This is a genomic window from Peribacillus simplex, from assembly GCF_001578185.1.
Taxonomy (GTDB): domain Bacteria; phylum Bacillota; class Bacilli; order Bacillales; family DSM-1321; genus Peribacillus; species Peribacillus simplex_A.
In genome coordinates, this window is the sequence record NZ_CP011008.1 from 3,660,370 (window position 1) to 3,677,107 (window position 16,738).

At 37.7% G+C, this 16,738-nt stretch carries 17 protein-coding genes, 1 pseudogene and 1 riboswitch; of the genes and pseudogenes, 3 read left to right on the top strand and 15 right to left on the bottom strand.

Going from position 1 to position 16,738, the window contains the following annotated elements; all coding sequences use genetic code 11:
- Positions 1-143: 143 nt before the first annotated feature.
- From UP17_RS17090 to UP17_RS17105, 4 genes are all read right to left on the bottom strand, one after another.
- The gene (locus UP17_RS17090; RefSeq protein WP_061464169.1) at positions 144-1,352 is read right to left on the bottom strand and encodes a hypothetical protein; all 1,209 of its coding nucleotides are present in this window, start codon (positions 1,350-1,352) and stop codon (positions 144-146) included.
- A 494-nt stretch (positions 1,353-1,846) separates the two neighbouring features.
- Entirely contained in the window at positions 1,847-2,539 is a 693-nt protein-coding gene (locus tag UP17_RS17095; RefSeq protein ID WP_061464170.1) for an ABC transporter ATP-binding protein, read from the bottom strand.
- Positions 2,536-2,913, bottom strand: a complete 378-nt coding sequence (locus UP17_RS17100; protein ID WP_061464171.1) for a GntR family transcriptional regulator — start codon at positions 2,911-2,913, stop codon at positions 2,536-2,538. The genes UP17_RS17095 and UP17_RS17100 overlap by 4 nt, the downstream gene beginning before the upstream one ends.
- 3 nt (positions 2,914-2,916) lie before the next feature.
- Positions 2,917-3,705, bottom strand: a complete 789-nt coding sequence (locus UP17_RS17105) for a hypothetical protein (protein WP_061464172.1) — start codon at positions 3,703-3,705, stop codon at positions 2,917-2,919.
- 154 nt (positions 3,706-3,859) lie between these two features.
- On the opposite strand from UP17_RS17105, the gene UP17_RS17110 reads away from it, so the two are divergent.
- Positions 3,860-4,789: a polyisoprenyl-teichoic acid--peptidoglycan teichoic acid transferase TagU gene (locus tag UP17_RS17110; RefSeq protein ID WP_061464173.1), complete on the top strand. Its 930-nt coding sequence runs from the start codon at positions 3,860-3,862 to the stop codon at positions 4,787-4,789.
- A gap of 463 nt (positions 4,790-5,252) precedes the next feature.
- On the opposite strand, the gene UP17_RS17115 is transcribed toward UP17_RS17110, so the two are convergent.
- On the bottom strand, positions 5,253-5,711 hold the full coding sequence (locus UP17_RS17115; protein ID WP_061464174.1) for a hypothetical protein: 459 nt from the start codon (positions 5,709-5,711) through the stop codon (positions 5,253-5,255).
- A gap of 183 nt (positions 5,712-5,894) precedes the next feature.
- Between UP17_RS17115 and UP17_RS28945 the strand changes: the two are divergent.
- Positions 5,895-6,085, top strand: a pseudogene (locus UP17_RS28945) (LysR substrate-binding domain-containing protein); the annotation flags it as partial.
- A 162-nt stretch (positions 6,086-6,247) separates the two neighbouring features.
- Here the strand turns inward: UP17_RS28945 and UP17_RS17120 are convergent.
- From UP17_RS17120 to UP17_RS27770, 3 genes are all read right to left on the bottom strand, one after another.
- Positions 6,248-6,733, bottom strand: a complete 486-nt coding sequence (locus UP17_RS17120) for a VanZ family protein (RefSeq protein ID WP_061464175.1) — start codon at positions 6,731-6,733, stop codon at positions 6,248-6,250.
- Complete coding sequence (locus UP17_RS29315) at positions 6,730-6,861, bottom strand: YwzD family small protein (RefSeq protein WP_284149537.1); 132 nt, start codon at positions 6,859-6,861, stop codon at positions 6,730-6,732. The genes UP17_RS17120 and UP17_RS29315 overlap by 4 nt, the downstream gene beginning before the upstream one ends.
- A gap of 308 nt (positions 6,862-7,169) precedes the next feature.
- Entirely contained in the window at positions 7,170-7,307 is a 138-nt protein-coding gene (locus UP17_RS27770) for a hypothetical protein (RefSeq protein ID WP_155727350.1), read from the bottom strand.
- A gap of 352 nt (positions 7,308-7,659) precedes the next feature.
- Between UP17_RS27770 and purF the strand changes: the two genes are divergently transcribed.
- On the top strand, positions 7,660-9,030 hold the full coding sequence (gene purF / locus UP17_RS17125) for an amidophosphoribosyltransferase (RefSeq protein WP_061464176.1): 1,371 nt from the start codon (positions 7,660-7,662) through the stop codon (positions 9,028-9,030).
- A gap of 405 nt (positions 9,031-9,435) precedes the next feature.
- On the opposite strand, the gene UP17_RS26815 is transcribed toward purF, so the two are convergent.
- From UP17_RS26815 to UP17_RS17150, 7 genes are all read right to left on the bottom strand, one after another.
- Positions 9,436-9,564: an anti-repressor SinI family protein gene (locus UP17_RS26815; RefSeq protein WP_081109023.1), complete on the bottom strand. Its 129-nt coding sequence runs from the start codon at positions 9,562-9,564 to the stop codon at positions 9,436-9,438.
- 18 nt (positions 9,565-9,582) lie between these two features.
- Positions 9,583-9,666: riboswitch (cyclic di-GMP riboswitch) on the bottom strand.
- Positions 9,667-10,102: 436 nt separating this feature from the next.
- Complete coding sequence (locus tag UP17_RS17130; protein WP_061464177.1) at positions 10,103-11,902, bottom strand: ABC transporter ATP-binding protein; 1,800 nt, start codon at positions 11,900-11,902, stop codon at positions 10,103-10,105.
- 257 nt (positions 11,903-12,159) lie between these two features.
- Positions 12,160-12,642 carry a lasso peptide biosynthesis B2 protein gene (locus UP17_RS17135; protein ID WP_061464178.1) on the bottom strand — a complete coding sequence of 161 codons (483 nt, stop codon included), beginning with the start codon at positions 12,640-12,642 and terminating at the stop codon, positions 12,160-12,162.
- 31 nt (positions 12,643-12,673) lie between these two features.
- Entirely contained in the window at positions 12,674-12,979 is a 306-nt protein-coding gene (locus UP17_RS17140; protein ID WP_061464179.1) for a lasso peptide biosynthesis PqqD family chaperone, read from the bottom strand.
- Complete coding sequence (locus UP17_RS17145; protein WP_061464180.1) at positions 12,973-13,911, bottom strand: phosphoenolpyruvate carboxykinase (ATP); 939 nt, start codon at positions 13,909-13,911, stop codon at positions 12,973-12,975. The genes UP17_RS17140 and UP17_RS17145 overlap by 7 nt, the downstream gene beginning before the upstream one ends.
- 98 nt (positions 13,912-14,009) lie before the next feature.
- The gene (locus tag UP17_RS27775) at positions 14,010-14,135 is read right to left on the bottom strand and encodes a paeninodin family lasso peptide (protein ID WP_155727351.1); all 126 of its coding nucleotides are present in this window, start codon (positions 14,133-14,135) and stop codon (positions 14,010-14,012) included.
- A gap of 76 nt (positions 14,136-14,211) precedes the next feature.
- Complete coding sequence (locus UP17_RS17150) at positions 14,212-16,149, bottom strand: asparagine synthase-related protein (RefSeq protein ID WP_061464181.1); 1,938 nt, start codon at positions 16,147-16,149, stop codon at positions 14,212-14,214.
- Between the last annotated feature and the right edge of the window lie 589 nt (positions 16,150-16,738).

Genomic DNA, 16,738 nt, shown 5'->3' on the forward strand with positions numbered 1-16,738 from the left:
AATAGCATTTGAACGGATAAAATCGTCATTAAAAATTTTTATAGAATGAAACATCTTCCATCATGAGCAAAAGCTGCATGTCCACTTTCCATAAGAAGGCACAACAACTCCATATTGGTTGCTGTACCTGTTTGGTATTTCTTTTACCGTGGGTTTTGGGATGTTGCTTTGATTAAGTTCTCAATCCATATTTGCTTGAACGTATTTACTCGAGGTCCCCGCCCTAAACTTCCATTTGATGAACTGCTTGAAGAGCTTTCATATGATGAACTGCTTGAAGAGCTTTCAATAAATGAACTGCTTTCATCCAATGAAGAGCTTTCAATGAATGAGCTGCTGCTTTCAACAGAAGAGCTGCTGCTTTCATCTGAAGAACTGCTTTCGTCTGATGAACTGCTGCTTTCGTCTGATGAACTGCTGCTTTCGTCTGATGAACTGCTGCTTTCGTCTGATGAACTGCTGCTTTCATCTGATGAACTGCTGCTTTCGTCTGATGAACTGCTGCTTTCGTCTGATGAACTGCTGCTTTCGTCTGATGAACTACTACTTTCGTCTGATGAACTGCTGCTTTCATCTGACGAACCTTTGCCTTTGTATGATGAACCGCTTGAACTGCTTCCTTTTGACGAACCTCCAGCTGAAGTGCCTCCATTTGCAGAGTTTGCACCTTCTGCTTCTGCTTCGCGATTTTCATTTACCTGTACAGTTATAACTACGAATTGGATATGATCCGTTGTCACATAAAATAATTCTTCATGATGAACAACGATAAGGTGGCTGTCAGTAACTTCCATCAGGATGCCCTCAACTTTATTAGGTCCTCCAGCACTGACGGATACCCAATTGTGGACTAACCGTGATAGTAAGCCGTTAATTGTTTCTGTACCGTCACCAAATTGAGGCAATAACTCATTGTCCGCCAGCTCCAGCACTGTTACACTTTTAATATGGGAAATCGGGTATAGAACAAGCCCGTCATTCTCACTGGATAAAATTAAAAATTCCTCTTTTACATCTACAACCCGGCCAACTTTTGATGCCGGACCGCCGCCATTCACTTGAATGCAGCTAGTTTGAAGTGATTCCAGCATACCTAAAAAATTTGCTGGAAATACTGTTTCTTCTTCGTTGATCGAACATAAATCAAGTTGAGATTTTTTCGCATTCCTCACAACAATTTTCAAATGCTCGATGGCGAAATATACGAGTTGATTTTGTTCTGTTTGAATCACGATATAATCGCTCTGCACTGTTAAAAGCTTGCCTTCTCTAGAATCAGGCCCGCCTTTAAACGCCCTGACAAATTTCCCTGTTAAAGCTTCAAGGTACGGTAAACCAACAGTCTCTTCCATTTTTCCTTTAGCCTCCAATAGTTATTTATACTTTAGTGATATCCGTACTGCATATATATGCGCCTTCTTTCTAATACGGACTCTGCTAATCACCCATTTTGTAGTAAATCGTCGTACGCCTAGAAAAATGTTATGAAAAAAACTCTTTCCATTCTATTAAACTATTAAAAAAGGGCCTTCCTTTTTAATAAAAAAACTCCGGAATTTTCCCCGGAGTTACTTCATCATTTACCTTATTGAACGAAATGGCCTTTCTTCCAAGTTACTTAATAATTCCGTCATTTCCCCTCTACTGCTTAACCAAACGCTTCCACACTGGATAACGGCAAATTCATCTCGATCAGCAGAATTGAAAAGGATCCTTGGAAGCAGCCAATAGATCTTTATATACCTCCCATTTGCAAAACAGACTTGCACTCCCTCATAACCTGAAAGTCTGCTCGTATGTCAGGAAAAAAAAAGAATACTCCAAATGGAAATTTGGAGCATGACATTTACCTATGTTTTTCCTTTAGCCACCCGATTACCGATTTCCCACCGTTTTCGCGGAGATCCTCAGCTTCTTCCTTTCCAATGGCCTTACCATCCTTGATCACGATCACCTCATCAAGGATTTTCTCGATTTCCTCGATTTCATGAGTGGCCATGATAACCATTTGCCTTTCAAAATCGATATAAGACAGCAAGCTCCGTACTATCGACTCCCGAACCATAACGTCCAACCCTGAGAATGGTTCATCCAATAGCACGACCGGTACCTCCCGAGACAGGGCCAGCACTAATTTAAGCCGTCCCCGATTACCTTTCGACATCGTACGGACCTTCTTCCGGACATCCAATTTCATGAATGCCAGCATTTCAATTGCCTTATCCAGGTTAAAATCAGCAAATTGCGATGCATGAAAATCAATATACTGACCTGCGGTAAAATTGGTATAGAAAAAATCAAGCTCTGACAGATAAGAAACAACAGAAGCCGTCCTCCTGCTTACCGGCACCCTATCGACCGTCACCTCTCCATGATCCGGTTTCGCGAGTCCGGCAATCAGTTTGAGCAATGTTGACTTACCGCTGCCATTGGCCCCCAGCACCCCATATATCTTCCCCACTTCAAACGTGAGTGAAACACCATCAAGGGCAGTAATGTTTCCATACTTTTTCGTTACATCATGCAGCTCAACCGTCATTTTGCATCCCCCTGCTTCTTCAGAAATTGCTGTACCGCTGTCAGCATTTCTTCTCTCGACAAGCCGATTTCTTTCATATTTTCAACGAATGTCTCGATAACTTCCGTTTGAATCCGGGTACGCAATGATGCAATCAGCACCGGATCATTTTTAACGAATGTACCTTGCCCCCTTCTCGTCTCCACAATTCCATCCCTCTCAATCTCGGTATAAGTACGCTGGATCGTATTCGGATTGACACCCATCTCGACAGCCATTTCGCGGACCGATGGCAGCTTATCCCCACTCTTTACCTCACCCCGTACAATTGAATAACAAATTCGATCGGCAACCTGTAAATAAATCGGTTTTGAAGCATGAAAATCCTTCGACATCCTTTACACCTCAATCTTTCGGTCCAAGAGCCAACATGAAGCGAGGAACAATATCACTAATGCGATAACATCCAACCCACTTGTCAAAAGCGAAATATTCTCTCTACCTTCAAGATAAAACTCCAACTTGGCTTGAGACAAGCTAAACGACGAACCGTTAAAAGCAGGTACAGCCCATAGATCATCCAGTTTCATATATATCTTGGTATTTCCAACCCAATTTTTCACCAAAACCATACCTATAAACAGAAGCGACACAATCAGCCAACGAATATTTTTAATAAGCTGAATCCTTGCGAGTGCATGATACACTACCCATAAAAACATCATTAGCACGGCAATGACAATACTGACCGCCGTCATAACCCCGCCTATCTGTAACAAGCCTACTAATCCCGAAAAACTTTTCACCTGAAAGTCTTGCTGAAAATAACTGGTCGGAACCCTAAAAGCCACAAATACTAAACAGCAGGCAAATAAAATTGAAACCACCTGAAACAGCACACTTGACAATAATTTACTTCCAAGCAGCATCGCCGCAGACTGGGGATTATGAATCCACAACTGCGTCTTCCCCTCATAATTCAAACATCCAAAAATCAAAGAGAACATAATAAATGGTTGTAAGAACATGATTATCCATGTGCACATATAAAAAAGACCTGCAACTTCCAAATACCTGGATGCCAATAAAGCAATCAACACTAAGCCAACCTGTGCAACCAATAGCCAGAGAAGTGTGGATTTCCCGATCAGCCACTCCTTTTTCATTAAACCTTTAAACGAATTCAACTTCCCAACCCCTTCATTATTGTTCTAGTTACATAGTACACAGTTACACTGGTATATGTCAAAAGTATTATAAAATAACAAAATATACTATTCTTTTATAGTGAATTTAAATATAATAGATGAGGTGGTTACAAAAAGAGGAAGGAAGTAAAATATGAGACATGAAAAAAAGACGAAAAAGAAACGGACCTGGCTGAAGGTAGTCGGTATAATTGTCCTACTTTTCATATTAGCAGGGGGAGCGTTTGCCTACTCCATATGGAACGCTCTAACTAAAACCGTTGACTCAATGCATACACCCATAGACCGTAACACGGATAAACGTACAAAAGACCTGGCACTATCGGATCAGGAGCCCTTCTCGATGCTCATGCTCGGTGTCGATGAACGTGATGGCGACAAAGGCCGTTCAGATACAATGATCGTCTTGACGGTCAATCCACAAAAGAAGTCAGTCAAAATGCTAAGCATTCCGCGTGATACACGGACTGAGATCGTCGGTCATGGTACACAGGATAAAATCAACCATGCGTTTGCCTTCGGCGGCGCGAAGATGTCCATGGATACTGTTGAAAACTTCCTCGATATCCCGATCGACTATTATATGAAGATCAATATGGAAGGATTCAAAGATATCGTTGACGCAGTCGGCGGAGTGACTGTTCAAAACGATTTGGACTTCACCTCCGATGGCATTCATTTTGCGAAAGGTTCGCATACTCTTAATGGGAAAGAAGCCTTAGCCTATTCACGAATGAGGCATGATGATCCTAATGGTGATTTTGGCCGTCAGTCCAGACAACGTTCCATCATCGAGGCTGTCATCAGGGAGGGTGCGAGTGTTTCCTCTCTGACGAAATACAATGATGTCTTCGACGCACTAGGCAATAATATCCAGACGAATTTGACGTTTGATGACATGATGGACATCCAAAAGAACTACAGGGACGCTAGCAAAAGCATTACCCAATCATCCATAAATGGCAAAGGAACGAAAATCGACGGAATCTACTACTATATTGTGTCGGATGAGGAAAAAGAAAAGGTTCAATCCGAATTAAAAGAACAATTATCCATCAAATAAGAAAAAATGAAAAAGCTGTCGGGATGCAGGCCCGGACAGCTTTTTCATTTTAACCGTCCAATAATCTGACAAAAAACGAACACCAATTGTAGAGATTTGTTGGAATTTTTGTTGTTTATTAGGCATGAAAAAACGGTATAATCTAGTAGGAGCTGATACTTACATTTCCCCTTGCCCCTTTCATCACTTGACACTATTATTCTTTGGACCCGGAATTCCATCAACCATCATTCATCAACCATAATAAATAATCCTGAACAAAAGGAGTGGATTTAATTGAAAATCAAAGCAGGCAGCTGGGCTATGCTAAGCACACAGGACAAAATGTTTATTCTGAAAGCCATCAGTGATCGCTCAAGAATGAAATATGTTTCATGATAAGCAGACCTATTGGATCATTATACGAGAGCATCGCCTCTCCCTTTTCACTAAAACGAACTTGTGCCTGAAAAAGGAGAGGAATCTATTCAAACTGATAATTCCATAACAAACGCCATTCGCCTTTTTCTTTAACGACATAGCAATCCTGTTCCAATGTAAACACCCCAAAGCGAGAATTGAAGACCTGTGTAACTGGAATTTTAAAGGCCGTTTTATGCACCCTTCCATCCTTATCCAGACTCCAGTTCTTCACTTTCTTAACTTGGCCAACATCATACTGAAAGGTATCCACATCCATATGCTGTAAAAACACATGGGAGCGGTTTTGCACATAATCTGCCCGATTAGGAAAACGCAGCTTCATTTCAGAACTTAACAAATCCCAGGACTTCCCGAACTCCGCTTCGCTTTCATACTCATAAAAATCTTCCACCACGCTTTTTGAGCCGCTCGGCCAAAGAAAAATGATCCAAGCCCCTGCAGCAAATGCCAGGAGAATAATCGCCAATGCTCCCAGTGGAACCTTATTCTGTCTCCTCACTCATCAATCACCCTCACAGGTTATCATTCATTTATATATATAGGGGAAAACGATAAAAAAGAAGCATGTTATTAGACAAAGCCGTTCTCTTTTGAGGTACCGCATGCCAGTTTATTAAATAATTGTTGTATTCCCTTTATGCAGTCAGTCTCAATCCCTCTAACTTCGGCATGTTAATTAGCTGTAATGAGTGGTTTAGGCTTTTCCGTATTGCCTTACATCACGGTAAAAAACGAGATTGAAAAGGATCCTTAAATATTATTGAACATAATGAAAGATTTGAGCCGATTTACTCACATCTACTCGTCAAGCCGAAAAAATGGCAATCCCCAGCGGTTGAAAAATTTATTGAGTTAACATTGGAATCTGCATAGCCATCGACTTATGGAATAAAAAGATTTCCATCCTTAAGAAACACTAAAAGCAGTGCGATTTCACTTGCGAAATCCACTGCTTTTACTTGTTTTCATTCACTTTTTCCTGTGCGGACACTCGAAAAGAAAGCATATGGTTAGTAGTTTATGTGAAAGGATCTCTCAGATTCTAGGACTTCTCCATCGATAAAAGAAAAGAAAAAAGAATATTCCCAGCAAACCGCCAAACGTGTCCAGCATGACATCCTGCCACAAGGGAGTTCGGCCACCTGTTAGTTTTTGATGCAGCTCGTCAGCACTTGCATAAAAAAGGATGCATAAAAAAGCGCCTGGAAACGAAAGAACAGGATTCTTCACAAAACGGCGCCAAACACCATATGTCAATAATCCAAACACAAAAAAGATAAAAAGATGGGCACCCTTCCGAAGGAAAAACTCCAGAAAACCATTCACCCCTGCTGTTTGGGCACTCACTTCAACGCCACCATACATGAATGAAATGCCGCTTAATCTATCATACCAATACGGCGTATTGAACTGTGTCAATAAAGGGGAAATGCTTTGCTCCTCATACGTTTGCGAGGAAAAAAAGAAGATGACCATCGCCCATAAAACGAGCAAACCCGGGACGTAGTATCTACGGATCATATACTATCAGGTTCTTCCATGATCCCGCTTAATTTCTCCTTAATCTCCTCCACCAGTTCATTTACAGTAACATCCTGCCCAGACTCTCCTTTGGCAAAAGTGTCTTTTAAAATATCAAAAAAATCCATTCGAATGTTCTCCACTCCAATATAATTGAGCCACCATTTCATACTGTTGTCCTAATCCTTTTTTTCAAAAATAAGGAATATAGCTCTTTTTATTTGATAATCACATATAAAGTGGTGATTGGCAAGCGGAATTAATCTACAAAACGGTAAAATCTGAATTTTTAAAGAATATTAAAAGAAATGATCACAAAAAGTTCATAACTGACGGAATATTAAAATCATCAGTTGAATAGATGCAGTTCATTTGGTGTAAGATCCAAATGAAAAAAACAAAAAAAGGGGCGATTCCTCAGCCCCTTCGATACCCTCTATGATTGCCCCATTAAATAAGTCATCAATGAAATCAATACTAAAGTAATGGTGATATAAGTCCCAATAAAAATTTTCTTGCTTCTCTGTTTCTTTTCATAAACTTCCTCGAACGTAATGAATTTGTGTTTTGTCATCAAATAATCTCCTTTTATTTTGATGGCAGCTATCTGACATCGCCTTCCGCGAAGTCCCTTTGCTTGATCTTTATAGTTATATCGGCATACAGCCGAAAACATTTAGGTATTATTCACTATATAGTTTATCATACAAAGTACCTTAATTAATATATTCAATTCTACCAACAAGTCTTTTATTCCAAGGTATTCATTCTTAATGCAAAGCAATTATCCCTACCTGTTCATAGAACTGTTTTTTGGGCTGCAATTTGTTTAAACCATATCCATTTACCTATTAGTAAATAAAAAGGATAGAAATTCACCCTTTGCCAAAAATAACAAAAAGGATATCAACGAGAGGAAGAGAAAAATGGATGCAGAAATGCAGGAGAAATGCGGGGTATTTGGAGTGTTTAATCACCCCAAAGCAGCCGAATTAACTTATTACGGACTACATTCACTTCAACACCGTGGTCAGGAGAGTGCAGGAATTGTGGCTAGTGATGGGAAATCATTTAGGAGTCACAGGGGAATGGGATTAGTTACCCAAGTATTTTCACGGGACATCCTTGATGGGTTAAGCGGAAATATGGCCATTGGTCATGTACGATATTCAACTTCTGGTGAAAGTTTACTGCAAAACGCACAGCCCCTCGTTTTTAAATATAGCGAGGGGGACTTGGCTGTTGCTCATAATGGCAACCTCGTAAATGCAAGGATAGAACGGGATGTGTTACAACAGCAGGGAAGCATATTTCAAACAACAACCGATACTGAAATTATTGCCCACTTAATAGCTCGTTCAAGTAAAAAGCATTTCGCAGAAAGCGCACCTGATATGCTTAAACGTATCGACGGTTCATTTGCCTTGATTATAATGACTGAAAAACAAATGCTAATTGCCTTGGATCGTCATGGGTTACGTCCGCTTAGCCTTGGGAAAATTGGCGAATCAATCATCGCCTCCTCAGAAACATGCGCTTTAAATGCAGTTGATGCTAAGTTCTGGCGGGAAGTTGAACCGGGTGAATGGCTTCTTATAGATGAAAATGGAATTCAAACTGGAAGATTTGCGGAAAAAGGTAAGGTTTCCCTTTGCTCCTTTGAATTTGTCTATTTTGCCCGTCCAGATAGCGTCATTCAAGGAAGAAGTGTCTTAGCAATCCGAAAGGAATTAGGTCAAATTCTGGCAAAAGAACATCCGACACAGGCTGATGTTGTCGTTGCAGTTCCCGAATCAAGTGTCCCTGCCGCCATTGGTTTCTCCCAACAATCAGGAATTCCATATGAAATGGGGATTATTAAAAACCCTTATGCTGGTCGTTCATTCATTGAGCCCACGCAAGAATTGCGCGACTTAGCTGTTCGACTGAAATTAAGCGCTGTGCAAGAAATCTTGGAAGGAAAAAGGGTGGTATTAGTCGATGATTCGATTGTTAGGGGAACGACAAGCAAGCGCATTGTCCAATTGATTCGGCAAGCAGGTGCCACGGAAGTCCATGTAAGAATTAGTTCACCTATGGTTAGAAACCCTTGTTTTTATGGAGTGGATATGCCAACTAAGGAAGAACTATTTGCCAACAAACACGAACACGAACGAGCGATGGGACAGGTTATCGGGGCAGATTCATTAGCCTTTTTAAGCACCGAAGGGTTATTAGAGGCAGTAGATGTAGATCTTGGAGAAACTAGCAGTCGCTGTATAGCCTGTTTTAGTGGGGCTTACCCAACTGATATTTGATGGATATGCAGGCATCACACAAAAACAACTGTCTTTGTGTGATGCCTAAAACCCCATTTTCCTAATATTAAACCCGCGCTGTATTTCTCCTCCTGACAGTCGAACTCCTCGATCACCAATGAGTGTATCTTTTTATTCCGAGTCTTTAATTTCTTATCTTATAAAGTTCATTATAATTTTGATCCAACCGAAAAATGACAACCACAAGGGCAGACTGAATAAAGTTCCCATATGATTCCCTTCATAATATTTGCAGGTTCATCCATAATAAAAATGCCTCTCATTTACGTTGCATTTTATTATTGTGTCCATGATTCATTGTTCAGGATACCCTTTCATATATTTTTGGTAAAAAAGTCCATAAAAAAAAGACTGAATATCAGTCTTCCATAATGTAAATATTTATTAACTCATTATGAACTTTTTTTCTCTATTACCTACAATGAACTCCCGCACATCTTCAATGGATAATCCTAAATTTTTAGCCTCTAAAATTAAATAAACCCATTCTTCCAATTCATTTTTCGCTTTCATGACAAATCCCGCCCCATTTGTGGTAACACAGCCGCCATAGCATTTAGCCTTAGACCTGTAATTTTGCGTCCCTACTTTTCAATAGGTTTGCTTTTCTCAAGAATATATTCTTTCATTTTTAATAAATCTATTGAAAAAGACTTTTTGATTCTCTGTTTCCATGACGCTCAACCATCATGTCCTCAAAAAAAATCCCCCTACTTTAATACTATATTATTAATGTTAATTATACTTAAAATCTTAACAATTGCTCATAATATTATTCGTTTTTTTATGTCATTTTTCCACATCATTCATCAAAAAGTGACATTACAATATATAACTCAGGTAAAATGCGCTTTCTTTAAACACTTTTATTAAAAAAATAGAGATATAATCCTATAATTAACTATATTTGCTATAGCGAAATAATATTTCGTATCAATTGACTTTACTAGTAATAATGATTCTGTTTTAATTAATTTTCCCTAAGAAAAAAAGCCAGCATTACAAACCATAATATGGCTGTAACCTGACTGTTTATTATATATTTTAGAGTTTACACACTTGATTCCATTTGGATCCCTAATAAATTGCTAAACATCCCTCTTTTTTCACTCGCTAATTGATTATATTCACCGACCTGAATAATTTCTCCCTGATCCATGACCAACACTTGATCGGCATTGCGAATCGTCGATAATCGATGAGCTATTACAATGATGGTCATTTTTCCTTTTAATCTTTCAATAGCGGATTGAATCTTTGCTTCGTTCTCGGTATCCAGCGCACTTGTTGCTTCATCCAAAACAAGGATGGCTGGTTTACGCAGAATCGCTCTGGCTAGTACTAGACGCTGCCTTTCTCCTCCTGACAGGCGGACACCTCGATCACCTATGAGTGTATCCAAACCTTGAGGAAGCTTTCTGACAAAATCGGCAGCTGCAGCGAACTCTAAAGACTCCCATATGGATTCATCACTTGCATGAGGGTCAATGATCAGCAAATTTTCCCTTATTGTTGCATTAAAAAGAAATGGATCCTGTGGAATATAACTTATGGACCTCCGCAACGATAATAAGCGGTCATTAGTAAGGGGAGTATCATCTATTCTGACTTCACCCCTATTAGGTTGATTCAACCCCATTAAAATATCTATTAAGGTGCTTTTTCCGGCACCCGATCGCCCTACAATAGCCGTCATCCGGTTAGAGGGAATGTGTACGTTTATATTTTTAAGGGCATACGTACTCTCACTTTGATCATAACTAAAATACACATTACGACAATCTAACCCTCGTTTAATTTCAATAGGCTTGATATTTTTATAATCGGATTCATATAACTCTCTCGCAACTCTACATTCGTTTTGTAAATCTAATAATGCTTTAAAAGATGGAAGAGTAGATCCTATTTGCTCTAAATTAGATTGAATACTTGTAAACCTTGGCCATAACCTTGAAAAAATAACCATTATCAACATTAATTGCGCTGGCTGGGCCATGAACATCTTTATCGAAAAAAAGACAAAAATCGCAATTAATAATGAAGAAACAACTTTGAAGATCATTTGAGAAGTTGTATTTACTGTAGTTAACTTGATTCTGTTTTTTTCCATTTTTTCACTTAAGGAAAGAAACCAACTCAAATGAGAATCTTCTAATGAATTACTTTTGATATCCTTCATGCCATTAAGGTGATCTGTCATACCCGCTAAATATGTTTGTGTTAGTTGAAAAGTTTCTTTTCCTAAAGACTGAGACTTTTTGATAAATTTCCTGGAGAAGAAGATTAGGATCAATCCAAAAACTATGATAAAACTAGTCATAGTAACAGATAAATAAAGCGCAATACCGATTTGAATGAAAGTAAAAATAATAGAAGATAAAAACTGTAAGACTAAATTAATACCCGCACTCACTTTGAAGGTTTCATTTGTCATGATGTTGATGATATCAGATTTCCTCTTTTTCAGGTAAAATCCCCAATTTACTTGCAGTAAACTTCCATAGGTCTCATCTCTTAAATGCCTAATAAAACCTTGCTGGATTTTCACTCCCAGGATTGTTTGATTCCGCTTAAAAATACTTTGTCCAACCATTAACAACACGTAAACTCCCAGTATCAATAAAAGACTAATCGTTTCAGGAATTCCTAAGAATAATTCATTAACCCAACTTAAAAAAGGAACTTCCACTGTACTAATATCTAAAATACCGGTCATTCCAATCAACGGGATTAATAAGAAAATTCCTACACCCTCTAATAAACCTATTAAAATCATACAAATAAGATTGATATAAAGAATTTTCCCTGAATAATCATGTATCCGCTTGATAAAATGCAAGAGATGCTTCAAAACCATATCCTCCTATCGCAGAGCTTGTTTCTTTGTTATCCCGAATGTCTACAATGCATATTGCTTTATTGCTTAATTACGACATTTGAAGGAAAGGTATTGGGGCACATTATAGGTTTATAAGAACTTCTACCTAATAGATAAAATAGAATCCGAATGGGGTTGGTGATTCGTAGAATTTATATACGCTATTATAAATCCGTTTCCGGAGAAAATCGTGTTAAACGTCCCCCCTCTTAAAATAGGTATCGAGGACGTTAACTAGATTCTTGTTCTTTCAGCTTTTCATTACTGTTCTTTTTAGCGAATTTAGAAACGACCGTGAACCTATCCATCACTTCAGCACCGGTTATATAAAAAGGACCACTACGTAACCAAGCATGTGCAATGAGTTCTCCATTCTCATCTTTAGCTGTACCTAAATAAAGAGTACTATCTATATTTCTTTTCTCCAGCATTCTCATACCAGCAATTGCCTTTACAAGGCATTGGCTTTCCCAAAAAGTGTACCGACTCATAATATGAATAGCTCGCGATATACTGGCTAAAACCTCATTATTCGATGAATTGGAGGTATATGATGTCTCTTTCATTTGTTCACCTAGTGAAGGAGCAACTTTTGAAAATGAGATGCTCTTAAGATAACGGGCTCTACCTAAATGTAAAAATGCCTCAATAAGCAGCAGCTTTGTTTTAAAGTTCAACCGAAGAAAATTCCGCGCTTTCTTTGTGATATTCATTGTTTCCTCCTAGAGCTAGAAATTCATGATACTAGGAATTAATGCTATCTTCTATTTTAACTAGGCCTTGCTCTAACAATTGATTTATAAAGTCCGTGACTTGTTCCTCACACTCGGTTTGAGCTACATCATATTGAGACTGTAAGGTTGTAACTAAATCATGAATCGTAATGGGCTGCTTCATTAGATCCCATATCTCACCACCTAATGTTCCTAAATTATAATACTTTCCTTTTTGAACACTTAACATCACTTTTTCTCCATCCATGTCACTTACGATGTTACCTTCCCTTTGTACAATTGCTTTTTCTAACGTAATTTGATTTGTTTTCAAAATAAAGAATCCTCCTCGTTTATATTTTCTAATATTTGAGATACAAGATTATTGACTGTAAATCCTGTGTTAGGCCGATGCAATTGATACATATGGATTTTATTTAAAATATTTACCGACTCCATAAAATGCCACTCCATTAAGCCTAATCGTGGGACTAGAAAATTACGATATGTATGACAGAATAAAGTTCGGAAACGTTCTAGTTGATTTATTTTTTGTAGTGTAACTTCTCCATGCTCTGTTTTTACTAATTCAAATACAGTGCTTAATGGTAAAGGTTCATTTGAAAAACTAGACGTAACTGGTACAGCAAATTTTGTTTCCCTTTCAAATAAAGGCTGGTAACCTTTCTTTTCTATTCCAAAAACTTGTAAACTTTCTTGCCATAGTTTTTGTTGTGGATATGAGGGAGTTATAAAGGGTTTATTGTCTTTTGATAGAGAAACAGGGATAACATCATCACTTAAAAGTTGAAATCCTTCTTTTAAAAAAGCGGCAGCAAGTGTTGATTTTCCAGCTCCTGAATCACCAACGAACGCATATGCCTTCCCATTGATATTTACTGCACTTCCATGTAAAGGTATCACTTTTTTCTGAAGTAAGATAATCCCCATACATGTTCCAAGAATATATAGTCGAACATGATCCTCATCAGAATTTGATATAGGTGAAACGGTAATTTTCTTTCCTTCTTGAATCTTAAATATGGCAATGCCGGGAACTTGAAACATAACCATATGATCCTCAACAACATATTTTTGTTTTGGCAAAAGAACTTGCTTCTCCCAAAGCTCTGATAAATCCCCGTATTCAATTTCCACATCGGTCATGTCCTTGAAAATTCCGAGTCTGGGTACTTCAGGAAGGGGTATTTCACTAAAAAGGTTCAATCCGAAAGCTCTATAACCTATATTTTGTACAATCTCTACCATCTCTTTCACTCCATATACTAGGAAATTAACCAAAGCCCTTATACCTTAAAAATTGTATAAGGGCAGTTATTACTAGGGGAAAACAATCAAATCTTTAATTAACTATGGTGAACCATTTCATCTGGATCATTCTGCACACCATCAGGGATGGTTACACCAGGACCTCCCATAGTCATGTTAATGTTAAGTACTTCTAATTTTGGAGTTTGCCATTCTTTTTTCATTTTTGTCACCTCCCTTCAATAAGGTTATTTAATAGGCTCTGTAACTATATGGTTGATTCTATTTTATCAACCATCATCATAAACATAGCTTTTTAAGAAAACGATAAACAATTAAACCTCTCATTAAAATTCTAAATTCAGAATCAAAGGCAACATTAGGCTGGGGTTCTGTACGAAACTTGTTAAGTGCCTTCTTAATTGCTCCCATATTCAAAAAATTAGCTATAAACGGATCCTGACTAAGCTGTTCCACCTCACCAATAAATACATTCCAGTTTGGGAGCATTCTAGCAATGGTATCTGCACCCTGAACTCCCCGAGTTTTCTGGTTTAATCTAATGTCATCAGGCAAATACCCTTTTGTGGATCGTCTAATGAGTGATCGATCTACACCATTCTGCACAAATTGTTCAAAAGGAAGGGATAAACAAAATTGAATAACTCGTAAATCATTCGTAGGGTCATGTCCCTGTAATGAATACAGCAAGGATAATTTAGTTCCACTTGTTCCCGTTGTATTCCACATATTCAGATAACCAAAGTGATTTTTCCTAATCTCATTAATATTTGTAGGATTAACGCCCATTATATTGATTCCTTGTTCTTCTAGTTTAGAAAAAACTTTAGTTCTCCGAGCAAAATCATCATTAATTAATAGTGGCGAATCATCTTGATTATTTGCTTTGATATTAGGATGAAAAGGATAAGCCTTTTTTCCAATCACTTTCATTACTCTCGATCTTTTTACTCCCATATTTTCGCTATAAGAATTTACTTCATGATAAAGGCGGATCCATCTCATTTTTCTTAATAATAAGGCATAGTAATCAAAAGTCGGTCCCCAAGAAATTGAAAAATTTCCCCTTGCACCGTTTAACAATACTCCTATTCCAAGCTTGTTAGCCTCTTCATATATCCCCTTCACCCAGACGGAATTTTCAAAAAACTTATAGGGCATTTCCATTATTTCTAGCCATTCATCTACTACTGATAATGAGCTTTGGCCTTCAAACTTTAAATACTTAGCATTGATATTTCCAACATGATTAACTGTAGATTTAATAAGTGGCCTCTCATCTGCTACTCGTTGTTTTGGGGTCCAATCATCAAATTCATCAATAGGGATAGAGCTAAAGGTATATAATTTTTTGTTTTGGTTTCGGAGAGTATTTGCAGCAAAGCTGACAACCGACCCTGAATCCAATCCACCACTTAAATTAGCTCCCACTTTACGATGTGTCCGTAATCTCGAAGTCACTGCTTTTTGAAAAACTTCCCTAAAAGCCTCTTCATAATCGGAATTTGATTTCAAGTGCAATTTATCACTAGCTCCTACTGTACAATATCTCGAAATCATTACTTTATTATCTACTATTGATATAGTATGAGCGGGCGGTACTTGTTCAATTTTATTATAGGCGGTTAAAAAGGGATCTACCGTATCATTCATCCCTGGAATTGCTAAAAACTCCGCTAACCACTGCTCATTCAGTTTTTTTTCGATATATGGTAATTTAAGAAGAGGTTCAATAGTTGTACAAAAAGCAAATTTCTCATGGCTTTTGTGATAATATAGCGTTCTACTCCCTGCGAAATCTCTTGCCCCAAATAACTTTCTTTTTTTCTGATCCCAAATCATAAATGCAAAGTCACCTACTAAATACTTAGGAGCTTCCTCACCCCATTTTTGATAGCTTAGTAGAATAAGTTGACTATCAGTTAGAATACTTCTATCTATTTTACTAATATGTAGTTTGTCGAATAATTCTTCACGATTATCAATAATAGCGTCAGCGGTAATTGTACATTGCCTTTCAGAATCGTGGAACGGAAGCTGTTCACCTACAGATTCAGGAGTAATCCATTGAGCGTGACACCCAAGAAAAATCTTTTCTGAATGCCAGGTTTGAATAGAATCAGCAGGGTACTTCTCTAAAGCAGTCATTAATACATGACCATGCTGGAGATTTACCGGCTCTTCATTTATATGATAAATACCAATGATAGCGCTCATGATTTCCTCCTGCTTATATTGTTATGTATATAAAATTTATAGAGTAGTATTATATTCTTCTCATTCTAGACTTCTATTAAATTAAAGTAGTAGTATCCGATATTTTTATTGATACCCACTACCACCAACTAGTTACATGTCCTATATTATTTGAAACATATTACTTTATCTTCCTTCGATGTTGGTTAAATAGCTTTATGAAAATACTACTATCATCTGATCTAAAAAACTTAACCCCAACTAATTTTAAGGGTGTCCATATTTCTCTCATTTGAAGTAGGGGCATTAGAATTCATCCTTTCTTCATCCGACCAGTCAGCAACTGCCTTTGAGTTATTTGTGTTCAAAATCTTCTGATGAGCGTCTCTCCCTCAACGTATGAATGAACATTTTTATCCTACTATTTTAAGAACTAACTGTTCTTTATAACGAATTATATAAGCTAAAATTACCACCTATTTATTCCTATGTCAATAACTTTTCCACCAGGATATAAAAGTGCTGTAAAGTGTTAAACAATCTTTCATTTTGGCTTTCACATCATACTTAAAATATTTTAGCTTATTTCTACTAAAGGTAGTATAGTTTT